The following is an 18,055-nucleotide window of genomic DNA, read 5'->3' on the forward strand; positions in this document are numbered from 1 at the left end:
GCGCATGCCTGAGGTCATCGCGCGGGGCAACGCGTTCCACGTCCAGGTGATGGACCCACCAGGGGTCCCCGCGGGCGGCCCGGCGCCCGTGGTGGTGTTCGTTCACGGGCCGGTCACCGACGACCCGTCGGGTTTCCGGGACGGCCTCGCCCCCCACGTCCGCGACGCCGGAGCCCGGGTCGTCCTGTACGACCTGCGCGGCCACGGGCGCTCCGCCGGCACCGCCACCGGGTACCGCGTCGCGGAGTCGGTGGCCGACCTGTTCGCGCTGCTGGACGCGCTCGGGCACAGGCGGCCGGTGTTCCTGGTGGCCCGCGGCTTCGGCGGCGCCATCGCGCTGAACGCCGCCCTGGCACTTCCCAGGCGGGTCGCGGGCCTCGTGCTGATCGACGCCTGCGGGCCGTCCGAGCGCCCGGGCGAGTGGAACGAGGACCTGCTCAACGCCCTCGGCAGGCTGGCGCTCGTCCTGGAGTACGAGCGGCCTTCCGGCCCGCGGGCCGTCTTCGGCCGCTGGGAGGTGTCCGCCGGCGCCGTCGTCAACCGCACCAGCCTGCTCGACGATCTCGCGGCCGCCGAACCGGTGCCGCCCGCCGCGCTCGCGCGGCTCTCGTGCCCCATCCTCGCCGTGTACGGAGAGCGCTCCGGCATGGGGGCCGACGGCCTGAGAGAGGCGCCGCGCCTGCTGCGGCGCTGCGTTCCCGACTGCACGCTGCACATCCTGGCGGGCCACGACCACGGCCTCCCCGCCGAGGGCGCCGCCGAAATCCTGGAGGTCATGTTGCCCTGGTTGTCCGAACGGCTGTCCCATCCGCCGGCCCCCCGGCTCGGCCATCACGCGGGCACGAACGTCCGGAGCGTCCCGGAGGTCCGCGACGGAGCGCGGGCGGGAGGTGTCGCGCCGTGAGCCGCAGAGTGCGGGTGCCGTCCCTACTCGGCGAGGACGGCACGCTCAGGCGTCCCGCCCCGCCGCGCCGCGAGGGAGACGACCGGCGGCGCTTCCTGTTCACCGTCCCCCCGCTCCCCGGGCATGTGGCGCCCACCGTCGCGGTGGGCGCGGAACTGGCGCGGCGCGGCCACAAGGTGGCGTGGGCCGGTCACCGCGCGACCCTCGAACGGCTGCTGCGGCGCGGCTCGATGATCTTCACGGCGGAGGACGACGCGCTCGGCCCCCGCCTTGAGCGGGCCCGCCGGGAATGGCTCGGCCTGCGCGGACCGGCCGCGCTGCGGTTCCTGTGGGAGGAGCTGATCGTCCCACTCGGGGAGGCGACGTTGCCCGGCGTCCGGACGGCGATCAAGCGGTTCCACCCGGACGTGGTGGTCTCCGACCAGCACGCGCTGGCCGGTGCGGTGGCGGCACGGTCGGCGGACCTCCCCTGGGCCACGTCGGCGGTCACCTCGGCCGAGTTCGCCCGGCCGCTGGCGGCGCTGCCCCGGGTCGAGGAGTGGGTCCGCGACCTGATCGGCGACTTCCAGGCCGGGCACGGCATCGGCGATCCGCTCGACCCCCGCTTCTCCGACCACCTCGTGCTGGCGTTCACCACCGGCGGGCTGATCGGCGACACCTCCGTCTTCCCCGACCACTTCGCGTTCGTGGGGCCGGTGCGGGCCAGGCCGTCCGGCGGCGACTTCCCGTGGCCGTGGCTGGACGAGGGCGGCGACCGCCCGGTGGTGCTGGTCGACCTCGGCGAGACGGACGGACCCGCGGGGGAGCGGTTCTGCCGGACCGCCGCCGAGGCCGTCCGTGACCTGGACGCGCGGGCCGTGATCGTCGCGCCGCCCGGCGCCGTCCCGGAGCCGCCGGGGAACGTGCTGGTGCGCGAGCGTGTCCCAGGGGCCGCGCTGCTCAGGCGGGCGTCGGCGGTGGTCACCCTCGGCGATCACGGGCACGTCTGCGAGGCGCTCGCCGACGGCGTGCCCCTGGTGGTCGCGCCCGTCCGCGCCGACCAGCCGGTCGTGGCCGGGCAGGTGGCCCGCGCGGGGGCGGGCGTCACCGTCCGGTACGGGCGCGTCCGGACCGGCGAGCTGCGGTCCGCGCTGGGCACCGTGCTGGGCGACCCGGGCTTCGCGGACGCCGCGGCGCGCGTCGGCGCGTCCTTCACCGCCGCCGGTGGCGCGGCCGAGGCCGCCGACCGCCTGGAGAAGCTGGCATGACCTCAGCCGTGTGCGCCAAGGCCGGCGCGCGAGTGACCGATCCGGACCTGCGGCTGACCGCGTACGTGTTCGAGCGGATGTTCGGGGAGGCGCCCGACGGCCTGCGGCACGTCCCGGGAGCCCTGACCCTGCTGGGCGGCGGCGAAGGGCACGCCCTGACGGTCGGCCTTCGCTGGGGCGTGACCGTCGCCCTCGCGCCGGGTTCCACCGACCTTCATTCGATGAACCACCACTCCGACCGCTACACCGACGCCCGGGGCGAGCCACCGGATTGGGCGGCGCCCGCTCTTCGCGCCCTGGCGGCACACGAGGTGGGCGGGGCGCGGATGGTGGTGAATCGTGAGCTGCCGATCGAGACGGGCCTGCTCAACGGCGGTGAGACGTACTGCGCCGTGTCACAGGCTTTGCATGACCTTTATGGCACGGAGGCGTCCGCCGACGGTGACTCCACGTTCCGTCTCGGGCACCTCACGGCTTTGCACGCTCGTCCTGGGCAGGCCCTCCTGCTGCGGGGCGGCGCCGTGGAGCAACTGCCGTGCGACCTGGCGAAGGCGGGGCTGCGGCTGCTGGTGATGGATCTCGGGGTCGACCGTACGCTCCGCGTGGTTCACGGCCGCCTCCTGGCCCTCACCGCCGCTGCCGCGCTTCGGGCAGGGGACCTGGCCGCCTTCGGGGCCCTGCTCAGTGCGGGACATGTCCGGGGCGAGTTCGCGTTCGACCTGGCTCTGGACACCGCGTGCGGGGCGGGTGCGCTGGGCGGCCTGGCGATCGGGCGGTGCGTGGTGGCCCTGGCACCGGTACGGGTCGTACCGCAGATACGCAAAAGCGTGCAGACGATGCTGCACGGCCTGGGCGAACGGCCGCCCCGCTTCCTCACCGCCGTCCCCTCCGGGCCGCGCACCTAGGCCGGTGCGGCCCCGCCGGTCAGAGCTTCGGCGTGAAGGGACGGCGGTAGTCGGGGTCGTCGGGCTGCTCAAGGCCGCGCAGGGCCGTCTCCACCAGCTCGATCCCCTGGAGCAGCCTGACCAGGCGCGCGCCCTCGCGGCGGTAGGTGTCGAGCACCGCCTCGATGCCATGGGGCGGCACCACGTCCCCGAGATCCACCCTGGCCGTGCGGAACCCCTCGCGGGCCGCCTCGACGGAGGCGTTCACGTGGTGCCTGGCCATCCTGGCCAGGGCGACGGGATAGCGGCGCAGCACGCCGTAACGGCGGTACTCGGGCGGCACGAGTTCGAGCAGCCACGCCAGCGCCGTGTCCTCGAAGCGCTCGGAGCCCGGAGGGTGGACCTGGGACGGCCAGCCGGGCGGAACATACGTGCTCACGACGCCACGATATCCGACTCTCGAACATGTGTTCGATACTGCTCGGACAGATGTCACTTACTGGGACGTGGCGGGCGGATCATCGGCCGCGCGGGGCGCGGTGCCGCCCGCCAGGCGGATGCGGATCTTGCCGGACTGGAGGTCGTCGCGGACGGCGAGGCCGTCCCCCGCCTCCTGGTGGTCGTCCTGGCGGCGCGTCTTCTGCGCCTCCTGCTCCTCCTGCTTGACCTTCTTGGAGCCCTCGAACGCGGAAGCTAGATCCTCGAACATGCCGCCGCCGAACCCGGCGCCGGTCTCGCCGTCCCCGCGGATCGCGCCCATCAGGGACGTCCTGCCGGTGCCCTCCTGGGGCCAGTCCACGACCTCCGGCTCCTTGGCCGGCCTGGGCCGCCCGAGCGCGCGGCCCTTGATCTTGACGCGCTTACGGCGACGGAAGGGTGACTTCACACGAAACTCCAACGCGATGGGCCACTGAATTGATCCCGGATCGGACCCGTCGGCTGGATGGCGGCGGGCGGCAGGGCGGGCGGACCTCCCTTCCACGGCCCCCTGGGGATCGCCCGGGACGTCCGTGGAGACCACACGATATCCGGTACCCGGCTCGCGGATCGCCGACGCGTCGTGCCGAGGGGCGCGGGCGACTCGGCTGGAGCGGTCCGAGCCGGTAGCCTGCGGGACGTGCGTCTATCCCATGTCATCGCGGCCCTGGAAAAGCTCTACCCGCCGTCATGGGCCGAGCCATGGGACGCCGTCGGCCTGGTCTGCGGCGACCCGGACCAGGAGGTCGGCCGCGTGCTGTTCGCGGTGGACCCCGTCGCCGCCGTCGTGGACGAGGCCCTGGAGTGGGGCGCCGACCTGCTGGTCGTCCACCATCCGCTGCTGCTGCGCGGGGTGCACGGCGTCGCCGCCACCACGCCCAAGGGGCGGCTCGTCCACCGGATGATCAGGAACGGGCTCGCGCTCTACACCGCCCACACCAACGCCGACGTGGCCGATCCGGGCGTCTCCGACGCGCTGGCCAGGGCGGTCGGGCTGGTCGGCGGGCTGCGGCCGCTGAAACCCGCGGCCGACGACCCGCGCCGGGGCCTCGGCCGCATCGGGGAGCTGCCCGAGCCGATGACGCTGCGCGCGTTCACCGCCCTGGCGGCGTCCGGGCTGCCGTCCACGGCCTGGGGGCTGCGGGCCGCGGGCGACCCGGACCGCACCGTCCGTACCGTCGCGGTCTGCGGCGGCGCCGGGGACTCGCTCCTCGACACCGCGCGCGCCGCGGGCGTGGACGTCTACCTCACCGCCGACCTGCGGCACCATCCCGCGTCGGAGTTCATGGCGTTCGCCGAGCACGGCGGCCCCGCCCTGATCGACGCCGCGCACTGGGCCACCGAATGGCCCTGGCTGGCCGACGCCGAGCGCGCCCTCACCGGATCCGGGGACGCGGCGGGCAAGCTGGAGACCAGGGTGTCCACGCTCGTCACCGACGCGTGGCGCCTGCACGACGCCTCCCCGGGTACGGCCACGCCGAGTCCCGGAACCGCGTCCGACGTCATAGAAGGAGCAAAGTGAAAGCCGCACCGCAAGCCCAGCTTCGCCTGCTCGACCTCCAGGAGCTCGACAGCACGCTGGACCGGCTGGCGCACCGCCGCCGGACGCTGCCCGAGCTGGCCGAGGTCGAGCGTCTTGAGGGCAGGCTGACCGAGCTGCGCGACGCGATCGTCGCCGCCGAGACCGAGGTCGGCGACCTGGACCGGGAGCAGAAGAAGGCCGAGCAGGACGTCGACCAGGTCAGGGCCAGGGCGGAACGCGACCAGCAGCGGCTGGACTCCGGCCAGGTGACCTCCGCCAAGGACCTCAGCGGCCTCCAGGCCGAGATCGCCTCGTTGCAGCGCCGCCAGTCCGACCTGGAGGAGGTGGTGCTGGAGATCATGGAGCGGCGGGAGGAGGCCGACGCCCGGGTCACCGCCCTGCGCGCCGAACGCTCCGAGGCCGAGGTCGAGCTGGCCGCCGTCGTCCAGCGCAGGGACGCGGCGCAGAAGGAGATCGACGACGAGGTGGGCACCACCACCGCCGCCCGCGCCGCGGTCGCCAAGGACATCCCCGGCGAACTGCTCGGCCTGTATGAGAAGCTGCGCGGCCAGTTCGGCGGCGTCGGCGCCGCGCCCCTCTACCGCGGCGCCTGCCAGGGCTGCCACCTGGCGATCAACACCGTCGACCTCAACCGGATACGCGAGGCCCCCGAGGACGAGGTGATCCGCTGCGAGGAGTGCCGCCGCATCCTCGTCCGCACCCCCGAGTCCGGGCTGTGATCGCGGGCAGGGGGGCGTGAGCATGGCGCGCAAGGTGATCGTCGAGGCGGACGGCGGCTCGCGGGGCAACCCGGGCCCCGCCGGGTACGGGGCGCTGGTACGGGACGCGCTCACCGGCGAGGTGCTCGCCGAGGTGGCCGAGGCCATCGGGCACGCCACCAACAACGTGGCCGAGTACCGCGGGCTGATCGCCGGGCTCCGCGCCGCCGCCGAGCTCGGCCCGTCCGCCGACATCGAGGTGCGGATGGACTCCAAGCTGGTGGTCGAGCAGATGTCCGGCCGCTGGAAGATCAGGCACCCCGACATGGTGCCGCTGGCGGACGAGGCGCGGACCCTCGCCTCGTCCCTGGGCGCGGTCGCCTACACGTGGGTGCCGCGCGACCGCAACGGCCACGCCGACCGGCTCGCCAACCAGGCCATGGACGCCGCCGCCCGCGGCGAGAAGTGGCGCCGCGAGGAGATCCCCGAGCACAAGGCCGAACCGCCCTTCCGGACGGGCGACGAGCCCCAGGACCCCCAGGGCTCGGCTCATTCGCAGGCTTGGTCGACGGCCAAGGGCGCGCCGACGACGACCCTCCTCCTGAGGCACGGTGAGACCCCGCTGTCGGCCGAGCGGCGCTTCGCGGGCATCGGCGACTTCCCCCTGACCGACAACGGCCGCGCCCAGGCCCGCGCCGCCGCCCGCGCCCTCAAGAGCCGCGCCCTCGACGCGGTGATCACCTCGCCGCTCTCCCGCTGCCGCGACACCGCCGCCGAGGTCGCCGCCGCCACCGGGGCCGAGGTCCACGTCGAGGACGGCTTCCGCGAGACCGACTTCGGCGAGTGGGAGGGCCTGACCTTCGCCGAGGCGAGACGGCGCTGGCCCGCCGAGGTCACGGCCTGGCTCGCCGACCCGTCCGTCCCCCCGCCCGGCGGGGAGAGCTTCACCGCGGTCGAACGCCGCGTCCGCATGGCCCTCGACACGCTCAAGGAGCGGCACCGGCGGCAGACCGTGCTGGTCGTCTCCCATGTGACGCCGATCAAGCTGCTGGTGCGGGAGGCCCTGGGCGCGCCCCTGTCGTCCCTTTACCGGATGAACCTGGACGTGGCCTCCCTCTCCCTGATCGACTGGTATGACGACGGGCCCGCATCACTGCGCTCGTTCAACGACACGCATCATCTTCTCTAAGCGAATCCGGGGAGGGGCCGGGACTCCAGCCCTACGGTGCGTGGAGGACACCGGCCCCCGGGGGAGGTCCACATGGAGGCAACCCGCTGGTACAACGTCGTCGCCGACCTGCCCGAACCACCGCCCCCGCCGCTGCACCCGGGCACGAGGCAGCCCATCGGCCCCGACGACCTGGCGCCCCTCTTCCCGATGGAGCTCATCGAGCAGGAGGTCAGCACCGACCGGTTCGTGACCATCCCCGACGAGGTCCGCGAGATCTACCGCCTGTGGCGCCCCACGCCCCTCATCCGCGCGGAACGCCTGGAAAGGGCCCTCCGCACACCCGCCCGCATCTACGTCAAGTACGAGGGCGTCTCCCCGGTCGGCTCGCACAAGACCAACACCGCCGTACCCCAAGCCTTCTACAACGCGCGCCAGGGCGTCCGCCGCCTCACCACCGAGACGGGCGCGGGCCAATGGGGGAGCGCGCTCGCCTTCGCCTGCGCGCAGTTCGACCTCGACTGCGAGATCTGGATGGTGCGGGCCTCCTACGACCAGAAGCCGTACCGCCGCCACATGATGGAGCTGTACGGCGCCCGCGTCCACGCCAGCCCGTCCGACGAGACGGCCTCCGGCGCCAAGGTCCTGGCCGAGTCCCCGTCCTCGCCCGGCTCCCTCGGCATCGCCATCAGCGAAGCGGTCGAGCGCGCGGGCGCCGCCGCCGACACCCGCTACGCGCTGGGCAGCGTCCTCAACCACGTCCTGATGCACCAGACGGTCATCGGCGAGGAGGCACTGGAGCAACTACCTGAGGAGCCCGACCTCATCATCGGCTGCACGGGCGGCGGCTCCAACTTCGCGGGCTTGGCGCTCCCCTTCCTGCGCGAGAAGATGGCGGGCGGCATCAGCCCCCGCGTCCTCGCCGTGGAACCCACCGCCTGCCCGTCCCTCACCAAGGGCCGGTACGCCTACGACTTCGGCGACACCGCGGGCTTCACCCCGCTCATGAAAATGCACACCCTGGGCCACGACTTCATCCCCGACCCGATCCACGCCGGCGGCCTCCGTTACCACGGAATGGCCCCGCTCCTCTCCCACATGTACGAGCTGGGCCTCTTCGAAGCCGTCGCGAAACCCCAGCGGGAATGTTTCGAAGCGGGTGTGCTGTTCGCACGTACCCAGGGCATCATTCCGGCCCCCGAGCCGACCCATGCCCTGGCGGCCACCGTCGAGGAGGCCCGCCGCTGCGCCGAGACCGGCGAGTCCAAGGTCATCCTCACCGCCGTCTGCGGCCACGGCCATCTCGACATGACCGCCTACGACCGCTACATGTCCGGCGAACTGGAGGACCCCGACGTGCCTGCGGAACGCATCGAGGCGGCGCTGGCCCGCCTCCCCGGGTAACCTGGGACCTACGGCGGACGAGCCGGCCGGGCGGCCGCGTCGGGGCGAAGGCCCCGCCGAGGAAGGTCCGGGCTCCACAGGGCAGGGTGGTCGGTAACGCCGACCCGGGGTGACCCGCGGGACAGTGCCACAGAAAACAAACCGCCACCGCCAAGGTGGTAAGGGTGAAACGGTGAGGTAAGAGCTCACCAGCGCCCACGGTGACGTGGGCGGCTCGGTAAACCCCACCCGGAGCAAGGTCAAGAAGGAGCGCCAAGGGCGCTCCGCGCAGGCGTCCGAGGGCGGCCCGCCCGAGCCTGCGGGTAGACCGCTAGAGGATGCCGGCAACGGCATCCCGAGATGGATGGCCGCCCCTCGCCACCAAGCGAGGACAGAACCCGGCCTACAGGCCGACTCGTCCGCCGCCATCCCTCCCACCTGCGCCGGAGCGGTCACGGCCGCCGCTGGTTCCGCCGTGGTTCCGTCTTCTGCGCGGCGAACAGTCCTTCGATGGCGCCGCGACCGATCTCCTCATCGTCGGGGAACAGGTGCCCGTAGGTGTCCCACGTCTCGGCCGTCGTGGCGTGCCCTAGACGGCTTTGGACGACCTTGGGGTTACCAGCAGTCGTTGAACGACTTGCGCCGGACGATCGCGCGCAGGCGGTTGGTGACGATGACGCCCTTCGGCCCCGGCTTCCAGCCGTCGCGCTGCATGTGCCGGGTGATCTCGGCGAGGATCATGGCATCGGCCGGGATCGTCCGCCGGGACGCCTTGGTCTTCAGCTCGACGAGCTGGCCGTTCTGGGCCTGCCGGTGGGCGAACACCCGGCGCCGCAGGAAATCGACCTTGGGCACCGTGAGGCCGAGCGCTTCACCCTTTGCGCAGGCCGAGGCCGGCGCCAAGCCACACCGTGACCCGGTGCGGTTGTTGGGCCAGGTGTCGAATCCATGCTCGTCATCGCCGCTCGGGCTGGTCATGCGGCCCAGGGCGGGGGTGCATTGGGAGCGGTGCCTGTGGGGGTGGTGTTCGCCTGGAGCGTGAGGGGTGTGCGGGGGCGGGCTCGGGGCGGCAGAGTGGCCGTATGCGATTGCTGATCTTGGGTGGGACCGAGTTCGTCGGGCGGGTGTTCGTCGAGGAGGCGTTGGCCAAGGGCTGGGACGTCAGTGTGTTCAATCGGGGGACGCATGCGGCGCCGGACGGGGTGACGGCGTTGCGCGGCGATCGGCGGAAGCCGGGCGGGCTGGATGCCCTCGCGCAGGGGGAGTGGGACGTCGTCGTCGACACCTGGTCGTGGGCGCCGGTGGCCGTGCGGGACGCGGCGGAGGCGCTCAAGGACAGGGCCGGACGGTACGTGTACGTCTCCAGCCGTTCGGTGTACGAGTTCCCGACGGAGGCGGGGGCGGACGAGGGTGCGGCCTTGGTGGGCGGGTCGGCCGACGAGGACGGGGACGACGTGCCCTACGCGCAGGCCAAGCGCGGCGGGGAGCTGGGTGCGCTGCGGGGGTTCGGGGATCGGGCGTTGCTGGTCAGGGCGGGACTGATCCTGGGGCCCTACGAGAACATCGGGCGTCTTCCATGGTGGCTGCGGCGGATAGCGCGGGGCGGGCCGGTGCTCGCACCCGGGCCGCAGGATCTGGGGTTGCAGTACATCGACGCGCGGGACATGGCCATCTGGTGCCTGGACGCCGCGGCGGCGGGGCTCCATGGTCCCTACAACATGATCGGTCCGAGAGATTTCACGACGATGCGGGAACTGCTCGAGACGTGCGTCCGGGTGACCGGGTCGGACGCCGAATTGCGGTGGGTCGAGCCGGAGGCAATCCTGGGGGCGGGGGTCGAGCCGTGGACCGATCTGCCGATCTGGATTCCGCCGGGGGAGGCGCACGCGTCCATTCACGAGGTCGATGTCGCGAAAGTGCTCGCGGCCGGGCTGATATGCCGTCCGGTCACCGAGACCGTGGCGGACACATGGGAATGGCTTCAGCGCATCGGCGGGGAGCCGCCGCTGCGCCCCGACCGGCCGAAGGTGGGACTGGATCCGCAGGTCGAGGCGTCGCTGATCTGATCCCAGAACGCCTTGACCTCGTCCCACGGAAAGCGCGGGCCCGGGTCGATCCGGCGGCGCACCCGGCGGGACGGATCATCGGTGGACGGCACCGTCTCCAGGTCCAGATCGCTGTGGCGGAGCAGCGTCCGTAGGCGGGGGAATTCCGCGCGAAGGGCCGGAAACAGGTTTTTCAGCGCCTCGATCTGGTCGGCGGGGAAATCCTCGTCCGGCGTTTGCGAACGGGTGTCGAAGTGGTCCGGATGGCGTCCGGTGTTCACGAGCTCGACGCCGATGGACGGCGTGTTGTGGCCGCGGACATGGGACGCGACACGGTCGAGCGGAACGAACCTGTGGACGCTGCCGTCCCGGTCGAGGTAGAGGTGCCCGCACACCCGCGGGCCGTGCTCGGCCAGCTCCCAGGCGGTCTCCAGATCGGGTGTCTCGGTGGCGTGCAGGACGAGCGTCGTGACCTGAGCCGCCGCCCGCGCCGGAAGCAGCCGGTACCAGGAGACCGGCCGGTCGTGCACCGTGGGTGTTCGCCGATGTCCCGCCGACCGCCCTCGGGTGTAGTTCGGAGAAATTCTCAACTCCTCTCCGTGTTCGGTGTCATACGACACAAACACCGTCCGGCATCCGGCCTACCTTCACAGTAGTAGTGCTGATCACCTTGGGGGATCGGCGGTGACGGCGGGACCAGCGGGGCCGGTCCCGCAGAGAGGAGTACCGATGTTCTTCGCGGTAACCCTGGTCGTCGGTCTCGTCGGACTGCTGGCGTCACTCGTCTACCTGCTCGACTTCGCGCGGGCCAGCCGGCGCGACAACCTTTACATGCCCGCGACCACGGGACGCGCGCGGCGGGCGCGCCGGGTGACCGGAATGTACGCCCGCAGCGCCACTGACCACCCGACCTTCGGCGGCGGCGAGACCGCCTTCGTCGTGCCCGCGCACGACCGGCTCGCCGCGCACTGAGAGATCGCGGGCCGTCCGGCGGAACGGCCCGCGGTCCCGGCCTACCCGGGCCGCCCGGCCGTCCGGGCGCCGCCCGGGGCCTCGTCCGGGACCGGGACGAAGACCTCCGCGGCCGGGTCCAGGACCCGTACGTTCGCGGTCTCCAGGTCCAGATACAGACCCACGAGCTCAAGCTCGCCGGCCTCCACCCGGGCGCGCAGCCACGGATAGCTGCGCAGGTTGTCGAGCTGCTGCATCACGTTGATCTGGCACAACCGGGCCAGCGGCGACTCGTCCCCCTCGCCGGGTTCGCTGGCCAGGAACCTCGCCAGGCTGTGGGCGCCGTGCCTCAGCCATCGGGTCAGCCCGCGCAGGTGGGCGACCTCCGCACCACCGGCCAGCAGCGCCGCCATCGCGCCGCAGTTGGAATGGCCGCACACCGTGATGGTGCGGATGCCCAGCACCTCGATCGCGTACTCGACGGTCGCCGCGACCGAGTCGTCCGGTGTCCGCGACCCGAACCCGGGGACCAGGTTGCCGACGTTCCGGTTGATGAACAGGTCGCCCGGCCCGCTGGCGGTGATGATGTTGGGCACCACCCGGGAGTCCACGCAGGTGATGAACAGATGCTCGGGCTTCTGCTCGAACGCCAGCTCGGCCAGGATCGGCCGCACCAGCCGTGCCGTCCGCCCCTGATACTCCCGCACACCGGCGAACAGCAGTTCGCTCGCCGAGACGTCCGGCTCGTCCCGCTCGGGTCCGTCCTGGACGCGCCGCCGATTACCCCAAGGAGCCCACCAGCGGACATTGGCGGACGATGTGCGCGACGGTGATATGTCGCCAGCCACGCCCCATTAGTACCAAGCGCGGTCGATCCCGCCGGAACCCGGCCCCACCCCATCGCCCGGCTGAGGGCACGTGGCCTCTAGCGGCGGTAGTCGCGGTGGTTCTCCCAGTCGTCCTGTGGGCGGTTCTGGTCGGGGTAGGAGGAGCCGTAGGAGCCGCCCCCGGTGTCGGACGGGCCGGAGGAGCCCGGGTAGCCGCCGCCCTGCGAGCCGTAGTAGGAGCCTCCGTAGGCTTGGGTGGAGTTCGGGTCGCCGCTGTACGCCTGGGTCGCGTTGGGATCGCCGTAGCCGGACATGGAGCCTCCCATGCCCGGGTCGGAGCCGCCGCCGTTGTAGCTGCTTCCGCTGAAGTCGCCGTACCGGCCGGCCTCGGGGGAGGCGGAGCCCAGGGCACCGCCGGTCTGGCCCGTGCCGAACGATCCCTGCGAATCACGGCCGCCGCCGAGGGGGTCGTCGTAGCGCGGTCCCGCGATGTCGCCATAGGCGGGGGACGTCGGATAGCCCTCGTTCTGCCCGCCGTAGCCGGAGGTGGAGCCGCCCACGCCGGAGGAGAAGCCCGAGCCGGAGTCGCCGGACGGCGTGGGAGCCGACCACGGCCCGGTGGAGCCGCCGGGAGCGTTGGAGCCGTACCCGGAGGCCGGGGCGGGTGTCGACGGGCTCAGCGGGTCGTTCAGCGGGTCGCTGAGCGGGCTTCCGTAGGAGCCGCCCGAGTCGAGCGGGTTCGACCCCAGGCCGGAGTCCGTCCCGCCGCCGGTTCCCGCCGAGCGGGCGCGGTCGTTCTGGATGCGCTGGAGCAGCTCGTCCACGCTCGGCAGCCGGTGGCCGTCGGTGTCGGACGGCGAAGCCGCGGCGGACGAGGCGGGCGGGGTGGACGACGTGCCCGTGTACCCGCCGCTCGGCATGGCGGGCGCCGGGGGCTGGGACGGCTGCGGTGGCTGTGGTGGCTGTGGTGGCTCCGAGTGCGAGCTGAGCGGCAGGCCGAGAGGGTCGGACGGGTTGGGGGCGCCCACGCCCGATCCGGTCGCCATGGGTCCCGTGCCCGTACGTCCGGTGCCCAGCGGGTCGGCGTCGGAAGGCGAGGGACGGTAGGAGGACACGTCGCTCCCATAGGACGACTGCGCGCCCCCGTAGGCGGGCTGGTCGAGCCCCGTGCCGGAGCCGCCGTGCCCATAGGACGAGGACGGGTAGTCCGAGCCGCCGTAGGAACCTTGCGAGCCGGTGCCCAGGGACGACGTCCCGAGCGGGTCCGCGCTCAGCGGGTCGGCGGCCGTCGAGCCGGGGTCGCCGTACGGCGAGCCCATGCCCTGGTCGCCCCCGTACGAGGCGGCGGGGGAGTAGGACGGGGCCTGCTGCGGGCCGGTCGAGCCGTAGTCGCCACCCAGGCCCGGCCCCGCGCCGGGAGCGCCGGGAGCGCCGAGCCCGCCGGGCATACCGCCGCCGCGCGTGCCGCCGGGGCCACCGGGGGCGGCGGGCATGTCGGCGCCCATCGACACCGGCTGGGTCATCATCGGCTCGGGACGCTGCTGGGCGTAGACGGGGTCGTCCTGCGCGTGCGCCGGGTGCTCGTGGACGGGCTCGCCGGGCATCGGGTCACCGGGGAGGGCGTCGTCGGAGCGCGCGTTGAGCGGGTCGGCGGCCGGGTCGACCTCTTCGGTGTTCTTGTCGTGCTGCCAGGGGAACTTGGGCTTGTCGAACGTGATGGTCGCCCAGTAGTCGTCGTCCTCCATCTCGTCGCTGGCCGGCCCGGGGGGTGGCGCCTGGGCGGGCGTGGGGGCGGCGAGAGGGCCACCGGCGACACGGCGGTCGTACTCGGGGTCGGGCTGGGACGGGCCGTAGCCGTCGCCCTCGTACCCCCCGGAGTCATAGCCGTTGTCGTAACCGCTGTCGTACCCGGTGCCGTAGGAGTCGCCGGCCATGTCGTCCTGGGAGCGGTAGCCGCGCTGTGGCTGGTCGTCCCAGTCATCGTCGTCGCGTCCCGCCCGGCTGGCCCGCAGGCCCAGGACGACCAGGACGACGACCAGGACCACGACCACGATCAGGCCGAAGACCACGATGTAAGTTGTCATGCCACCACCCAATGCCTTGGCCCAGCGAGAGTCGCCCGCGCGGCCCCCGGGTTCGTCCCGATTATCGCCAGCGGCCGGTGCCCGGAGAACCTCGTCCGGGACTGTCCGGCCGCGATGACCGTTGTCACACCCTTCGCGCGCATCTAGCCTCACACGGCGCGCACCGATTGGCCAACCCGGATCAACCGCCCGGAGCGGCCCATCGGCACGTCCCCTTTCCGCTCGGCCCCCCGCGGGGTCCGCCCTGACCTCACGTTACGGGCACCTTCTCGTCCCGTCAGCCGTATGGTCAAGACGACTGCCTGCTGCCGAAGTACCCGGTGATCCTGCCCCGGCCCAGCGTGTGCTTGGCGATGGAGGCCAGGGAGTCCTGCAGCGACGCTCCGCTGCGGAACGGGACCTCGGTGTTCAGCGCGTAGATGGTGAAGCGGTACCGGTGCCGCTCGCCCTTGGGCGGGCAGGGCGGCGAGTACCCCACCTTCTCGCCTGTGTTCAGTCCTTCGACCTTCTCGTCCAACTGGGCGTCCTCGCCCAGCAGCTGCGTGGTCCCGTCGATGCCGCCGATCACCCAGTGGACGAAGGCGCCGGTCTCGGCGTCCGGGTCGTCCATGACGATCGCGTACGAACGGGTCCCCGCCGGGGTCCCCGACCACCGCAGCGGCGGGGTCTTGCCCGTCCCGCCAGGGTACGTCGCGCAGGCGTAGCGCGTGGGCAAGTCGAGCCCATCGCGGAAGACCGGGCTGGTGACGGTGAACCATTCCGACAGCTCCGCGCTGCTGGTGCGGTCCAGTCCGAGCAGCCCGCAGCCGCTGAGCCCGAGCGTGCCGGCGAGCGCGAGGGTGCCCGCCGCGGCCATGATCGGACGCCGATCCTTGCTCTTCATCGTTGGCTCCCCGGGGCGAGATCGTACGCAGGCGTTCCGCCGGATTCCCTATCTTGGCGGCCTCCGCGCAGGCCCGTACGTTCCCGCTCGGCGCCCCCTTTCTCGTCCGCCCCACCTTAGAGGTTCGGCGCCGCCGGGACGCCTCATTCCCGGCCCGCCCGGCACCCCCGCCGTCCTCGATTCACCTGGTCGGATGATGGCCGGCACTTGGTCGGTTCTGTGTCCTGTGTCACCGTCGCCCCGCCCCGCCCCTCGGCGGGACGTGGGGTACGTCACGGAGTGTGACATCGGTCATGTGACTATGGCGCTGATTGTCCATTTTCTGGCGAAGGAGTGGCGCATTTCACCCGCCCGCAACGGTCCAAACTTGCCGAGTCGGAAAGTTCTGCCAACTTTCTGTAATGATCGCTTGATGTCAGGTCGCCCGATGAGGTAGTTTGTGAATGTATTCACAAGCCGAGCCTGACTGAGGAGGCCGCAATGGCCAGGACCGCCGAGGGCACCCCTGGTGCTCCCCACGTACTGATCGTGGGTGGCGGCTATGTGGGCATGTACACGGCGCTGCGCCTGCAGAAGAAGCTCCGCCGCGAGCTCAAGCGAGGCGACGTCCGCATCACGGTCGTCGACCCCAACTCGTACATGACGTACCAGCCGTTCCTCCCGGAGGCGGCCGCGGGCAACGTCTCGCCCCGCCACGTCGTCACGCCGCTGCGCCGCGCGCTCAAGCGCTGCACCGTGCGCAACGCCCGGGTGACCGAGCTGAACCACGCCGAGCGATGGGCCATCGTGCAGCCGCTGGCCGGACCACCCGAGCGGATCTCCTACGACTACCTGGTCATGGCCGCCGGCTCGGTGTCCCGTACGCTGCCCATCCCCGGGCTGGCCGAGTACGGCATCGGCTTCAAGACCATCGGCGAGGCCATCCACCTGCGCAACCACGTCCTCGCCCAACTGGAGATCGCCGAGTCCACCGACGAGGAGGAGGTCCGCCGCAAGGCGCTCACCTTCGTCTTCGTCGGCGGCGGCTTCGCCGGTGTCGAGGCGCTGGCCGAGCTGGAGGACATGGCCCGCGGCGCGGTCAAGTACATGCGCAAGGTCACCAGGGAGGACCTGCGGTTCGTCCTCATCGAGGCCGCCGACCGCATCCTTCCCGAGGTCGGCCCCGAGATGGGCCGGTGGACCGCCGAGCAGCTTCGGGGACGCGGCATCGACGTGAAGCTCAAGACCTATTTGCGGTCCGCGGTGGGCGGGAACATCGAGTGCTCGGACGGCAGCAGCTTCGCCGCCGGCACCCTGGTCTGGACGGCCGGCGTCAAGGCGTCCCCCGTTGTCCGCAACTCCGACCTCCCGCTGAACGAGCGGGGCCAGGTGAAGGCCACCGAGTACCTGACCGTCGAGGGCGTCGTGCGGGCGTTCACGGCCGGTGACAACGCCGCCGTGCCGGACCTCACGCAGGAGGGCATGTACTGCGCCCCCAACGCGCAGCACGCCGTCCGCCAGGCCAAGGTGCTCGCCGACAACCTGGTGCGGTCGCTGCGGGGCAAGACCCTCAAGCCCTACGTGCACAACAGCGTCGGGTCCGTCGCCGGGCTCGGCCTCTACAAGGGCGTCGCCAACACCTACGGCTTCAAGGTCAAGGGCTTCCCTGCCTGGGTGATGCACCGGACGTACCACGTCTCTCGGGTGCCGACCCTCAACCGGAAGGTCCGCGTTCTGGCCGACTGGACGCTCGCGATGTTCTTCAAGCGGGAGACGGTGTCGCTCGGCAGCATCGAGCAGCCGAGGGCCGAATTCGAACTGGCCGCCATGGGGGACGTGCAGCCCAGGCAGCAGTCCCAGGACGACAAGGCCAGGGAGAACGCCGCGTAGGCACACCTCCCACCAACCCTCATCGAGAAAAGCGGGTCCTGGGCTCCACAACCGGAGCCCAGGACCCGCTCACGTTCGCTAAGCCCCGCGTGGGTTGACTCAGGCGCGCTGCTTGAAGGCGCGCAGGGAGAGTGGCGCGAAGACCAGGGAGATGCCCACACCCCAGGCGAGGGCGATCAGGGCGTGGTCCATGACCGGGCCGCCCACCAGCAGGCCGCGCATGGCCTCGACCAGGTGGGTGACCGGGCTGTTGTCCATGATCCAGGCGACCGGACCCGGGATGCCCCGCGTCGAGGGGATGAACGCGGTGCTCAGGAAGCTCAGCGGGAAGATCACGACAAAGCCGAAGATCTGCACCTTCTCCGGCTCGTTGACCTTCATCGCTATGTAGACCGACGTCCAGGAGAACAGGACAGCGAAGGCGAGCAGCAGGACGAACGCGCCCAGGAGCGCCAAGGGTGAGGTGCCCAGGCGGAAGCCGATGGCGAAGCCCACCGACAGCAGGACCAGCATCGACCAGGCTTGCTTGGTCGTGTCGGCGATGATGCGCCCGGCCAGCGGGGCGCTGCGGCTGATCGGAAGGCTGCGGAACCGGTCGAAGACGCCCTTGGTGATGTCGAAGTTGAGCCCGAATCCCGTGGTCATCCCCGCGAACAGGGCGTTCTGCGCGATGATCCCCGGGATCACCACCGGCAGGTACGCCTCGACGCTGCCGGCCATCGCGGGGCCGAACACGTAGGCGAACAGCAGCACGAACATGATCGGCTGGATGCTGAGGTCCAGCAGTTCCATGGGGTTGTGCTTGATCTGCACCAGGTTGCGCCAGGCCAGCGTCGCGATGTTGCGAGCGGCGGTCGCGGGCGCCACCCGCCGTGCCGAACCCGGCGCCGAGGGCGCCGCGATACCCGTAGCGCTCACGCCGGGGCCCCTTCCTTGTCGGCCGACTCGGCCAGGTCGTCGGCGTCGGTGTCGGTGTCGTGGTGGTCGGTGTGGTGGCCGGTGAGGGCGAAGAAGACCTCGTCGAGGCTGGATTTGCGCATCGACAGCTCGGTCAGCACGACACCGGCGTCGTCGAGGCGGCGGACCATGGCG

18 protein-coding genes and 1 other RNA gene are annotated in these 18,055 nt (G+C 72.0%); 11 read left to right on the forward strand and 8 right to left on the reverse strand.

Translation table 11 applies throughout. The features are described 5' to 3' along the window. Positions 1 to 4 precede the first annotated feature (4 nt). Genes QSK21_RS16645 through QSK21_RS16655 form a run of 3 tightly spaced genes read left to right on the forward strand, consistent with a single transcriptional unit; the run spans position 5 to position 3,056 of the window. Positions 5 to 904, forward strand: coding sequence for an alpha/beta fold hydrolase (locus tag QSK21_RS16645; RefSeq protein WP_285696779.1), 900 nt, complete (start codon positions 5 to 7; stop codon positions 902 to 904). Next, positions 901 to 2,151: a glycosyltransferase gene (locus QSK21_RS16650; RefSeq protein ID WP_285696780.1), complete on the forward strand. Its 1,251-nt coding sequence runs from the start codon at positions 901 to 903 to the stop codon at positions 2,149 to 2,151. Before QSK21_RS16645 ends, QSK21_RS16650 begins: the two co-directional genes overlap by 4 nt. After that, entirely contained in the window at positions 2,148 to 3,056 is a 909-nt protein-coding gene (locus QSK21_RS16655) for a galactokinase (protein ID WP_285696781.1), read from the forward strand. Before QSK21_RS16650 ends, QSK21_RS16655 begins: the two co-directional genes overlap by 4 nt. A 19-nt stretch (positions 3,057 to 3,075) precedes the next feature. Here QSK21_RS16655 and QSK21_RS16660 read toward each other — a convergent pair whose 3' ends face one another. Further along, on the reverse strand, positions 3,076 to 3,474 hold the full coding sequence (locus tag QSK21_RS16660) for a hypothetical protein (RefSeq protein WP_285696782.1): 399 nt from the start codon (positions 3,472 to 3,474) through the stop codon (positions 3,076 to 3,078). A 57-nt stretch (positions 3,475 to 3,531) separates the two neighbouring features. After that, positions 3,532 to 3,921: a DUF6191 domain-containing protein gene (locus QSK21_RS16665; RefSeq protein WP_285696784.1), complete on the reverse strand. Its 390-nt coding sequence runs from the start codon at positions 3,919 to 3,921 to the stop codon at positions 3,532 to 3,534. Positions 3,922 to 4,152: 231 nt separating this feature from the next. On the opposite strand from QSK21_RS16665, the gene QSK21_RS16670 reads away from it, so the two are divergent. The 5 genes from QSK21_RS16670 to rnpB all read left to right on the forward strand — a co-directional run bounded on the left by QSK21_RS16670 (position 4,153) and on the right by rnpB (position 8,726). Continuing rightward, positions 4,153 to 5,034: a Nif3-like dinuclear metal center hexameric protein gene (locus QSK21_RS16670; protein ID WP_285696785.1), complete on the forward strand. Its 882-nt coding sequence runs from the start codon at positions 4,153 to 4,155 to the stop codon at positions 5,032 to 5,034. Beyond that, complete coding sequence (locus QSK21_RS16675; protein ID WP_285696786.1) at positions 5,031 to 5,774, forward strand: zinc ribbon domain-containing protein; 744 nt, start codon at positions 5,031 to 5,033, stop codon at positions 5,772 to 5,774. The genes QSK21_RS16670 and QSK21_RS16675 overlap by 4 nt, the downstream gene beginning before the upstream one ends. Before the next feature lie 22 nt (positions 5,775 to 5,796). Then, complete coding sequence (locus tag QSK21_RS16680; RefSeq protein ID WP_285696787.1) at positions 5,797 to 6,942, forward strand: bifunctional RNase H/acid phosphatase; 1,146 nt, start codon at positions 5,797 to 5,799, stop codon at positions 6,940 to 6,942. 72 nt (positions 6,943 to 7,014) lie between these two features. Beyond that, positions 7,015 to 8,325 (forward strand): TrpB-like pyridoxal phosphate-dependent enzyme, encoded by a 1,311-nt coding sequence (locus QSK21_RS16685; RefSeq protein ID WP_285696788.1) that lies wholly within the window; start codon positions 7,015 to 7,017, stop codon positions 8,323 to 8,325. Between the two features lie 18 nt (positions 8,326 to 8,343). Continuing rightward, positions 8,344 to 8,726: RNase P RNA component class A (gene rnpB, locus QSK21_RS16690), an RNA gene on the forward strand. A 193-nt stretch (positions 8,727 to 8,919) separates the two neighbouring features. On the opposite strand, the gene QSK21_RS16695 is transcribed toward rnpB, so the two are convergent. Next, positions 8,920 to 9,159 carry a site-specific integrase gene (locus QSK21_RS16695; protein WP_285696789.1) on the reverse strand — a complete coding sequence of 80 codons (240 nt, stop codon included), beginning with the start codon at positions 9,157 to 9,159 and terminating at the stop codon, positions 8,920 to 8,922. Between the two features lie 227 nt (positions 9,160 to 9,386). On the opposite strand from QSK21_RS16695, the gene QSK21_RS16700 reads away from it, so the two are divergent. Continuing rightward, positions 9,387 to 10,370, forward strand: a complete 984-nt coding sequence (locus QSK21_RS16700) for an NAD-dependent epimerase/dehydratase family protein (protein ID WP_285696790.1) — start codon at positions 9,387 to 9,389, stop codon at positions 10,368 to 10,370. On the opposite strand, the gene QSK21_RS16705 is transcribed toward QSK21_RS16700, so the two are convergent. After that, positions 10,286 to 10,939: an N-acetylmuramoyl-L-alanine amidase gene (locus tag QSK21_RS16705; protein WP_285696792.1), complete on the reverse strand. Its 654-nt coding sequence runs from the start codon at positions 10,937 to 10,939 to the stop codon at positions 10,286 to 10,288. The two genes, QSK21_RS16700 and QSK21_RS16705, sit on opposite strands and share 85 nt — an antisense overlap. A 139-nt stretch (positions 10,940 to 11,078) precedes the next feature. On the opposite strand from QSK21_RS16705, the gene QSK21_RS16710 reads away from it, so the two are divergent. Continuing rightward, positions 11,079 to 11,321, forward strand: a complete 243-nt coding sequence (locus QSK21_RS16710) for a hypothetical protein (protein ID WP_285696793.1) — start codon at positions 11,079 to 11,081, stop codon at positions 11,319 to 11,321. A gap of 41 nt (positions 11,322 to 11,362) precedes the next feature. Here the strand turns inward: QSK21_RS16710 and QSK21_RS16715 are convergent, their stop codons facing one another. The 3 genes from QSK21_RS16715 to QSK21_RS16725 all read right to left on the reverse strand — a co-directional run bounded on the left by QSK21_RS16715 (position 11,363) and on the right by QSK21_RS16725 (position 15,094). Then, complete coding sequence (locus tag QSK21_RS16715; RefSeq protein WP_285696794.1) at positions 11,363 to 12,148, reverse strand: carbonic anhydrase; 786 nt, start codon at positions 12,146 to 12,148, stop codon at positions 11,363 to 11,365. A gap of 77 nt (positions 12,149 to 12,225) precedes the next feature. Beyond that, a complete protein-coding gene (locus tag QSK21_RS16720; RefSeq protein ID WP_285696796.1) occupies positions 12,226 to 14,211 on the reverse strand; it encodes a hypothetical protein in 1,986 nt (661 codons plus the stop codon). A gap of 289 nt (positions 14,212 to 14,500) precedes the next feature. Beyond that, the gene (locus QSK21_RS16725; protein WP_285696797.1) at positions 14,501 to 15,094 is read right to left on the reverse strand and encodes a YbhB/YbcL family Raf kinase inhibitor-like protein; all 594 of its coding nucleotides are present in this window, start codon (positions 15,092 to 15,094) and stop codon (positions 14,501 to 14,503) included. Between the two features lie 480 nt (positions 15,095 to 15,574). On the opposite strand from QSK21_RS16725, the gene QSK21_RS16730 reads away from it, so the two are divergent. Continuing rightward, on the forward strand, positions 15,575 to 16,963 hold the full coding sequence (locus tag QSK21_RS16730; RefSeq protein ID WP_285696799.1) for an NAD(P)/FAD-dependent oxidoreductase: 1,389 nt from the start codon (positions 15,575 to 15,577) through the stop codon (positions 16,961 to 16,963). A 99-nt stretch (positions 16,964 to 17,062) separates the two neighbouring features. On the opposite strand, the gene QSK21_RS16735 is transcribed toward QSK21_RS16730, so the two are convergent. Continuing rightward, complete coding sequence (locus QSK21_RS16735; RefSeq protein WP_285696800.1) at positions 17,063 to 17,881, reverse strand: ABC transporter permease; 819 nt, start codon at positions 17,879 to 17,881, stop codon at positions 17,063 to 17,065. Positions 17,882 to 18,055 lie beyond the last annotated feature (174 nt).

Source organism: Actinomadura sp. NBRC 104412 (genome assembly GCF_030269515.1).
Classification (GTDB): domain Bacteria; phylum Actinomycetota; class Actinomycetes; order Streptosporangiales; family Streptosporangiaceae; genus Spirillospora.

Coding starts and splice junctions, on each gene's coding strand:
- QSK21_RS16680 (WP_285696787.1), top strand. CDS start 5,797: ATGGCGCGCAAGGTGATCGTCGAGGCGGACGGCGGCTCGCGGGGCAAC.
- QSK21_RS16720 (WP_285696796.1), bottom strand. CDS start 14,211: ATGACAACTTACATCGTGGTCTTCGGCCTGATCGTGGTCGTGGTCCTG.
- QSK21_RS16685 (WP_285696788.1), top strand. CDS start 7,015: ATGGAGGCAACCCGCTGGTACAACGTCGTCGCCGACCTGCCCGAACCA.
- QSK21_RS16655 (WP_285696781.1), top strand. CDS start 2,148: ATGACCTCAGCCGTGTGCGCCAAGGCCGGCGCGCGAGTGACCGATCCG.
- QSK21_RS16710 (WP_285696793.1), top strand. CDS start 11,079: ATGTTCTTCGCGGTAACCCTGGTCGTCGGTCTCGTCGGACTGCTGGCG.
- QSK21_RS16700 (WP_285696790.1), top strand. CDS start 9,387: ATGCGATTGCTGATCTTGGGTGGGACCGAGTTCGTCGGGCGGGTGTTC.
- QSK21_RS16725 (WP_285696797.1), bottom strand. CDS start 15,094: ATGAAGAGCAAGGATCGGCGTCCGATCATGGCCGCGGCGGGCACCCTC.
- QSK21_RS16730 (WP_285696799.1), top strand. CDS start 15,575: ATGGCCAGGACCGCCGAGGGCACCCCTGGTGCTCCCCACGTACTGATC.
- QSK21_RS16645 (WP_285696779.1), top strand. CDS start 5: ATGCCTGAGGTCATCGCGCGGGGCAACGCGTTCCACGTCCAGGTGATG.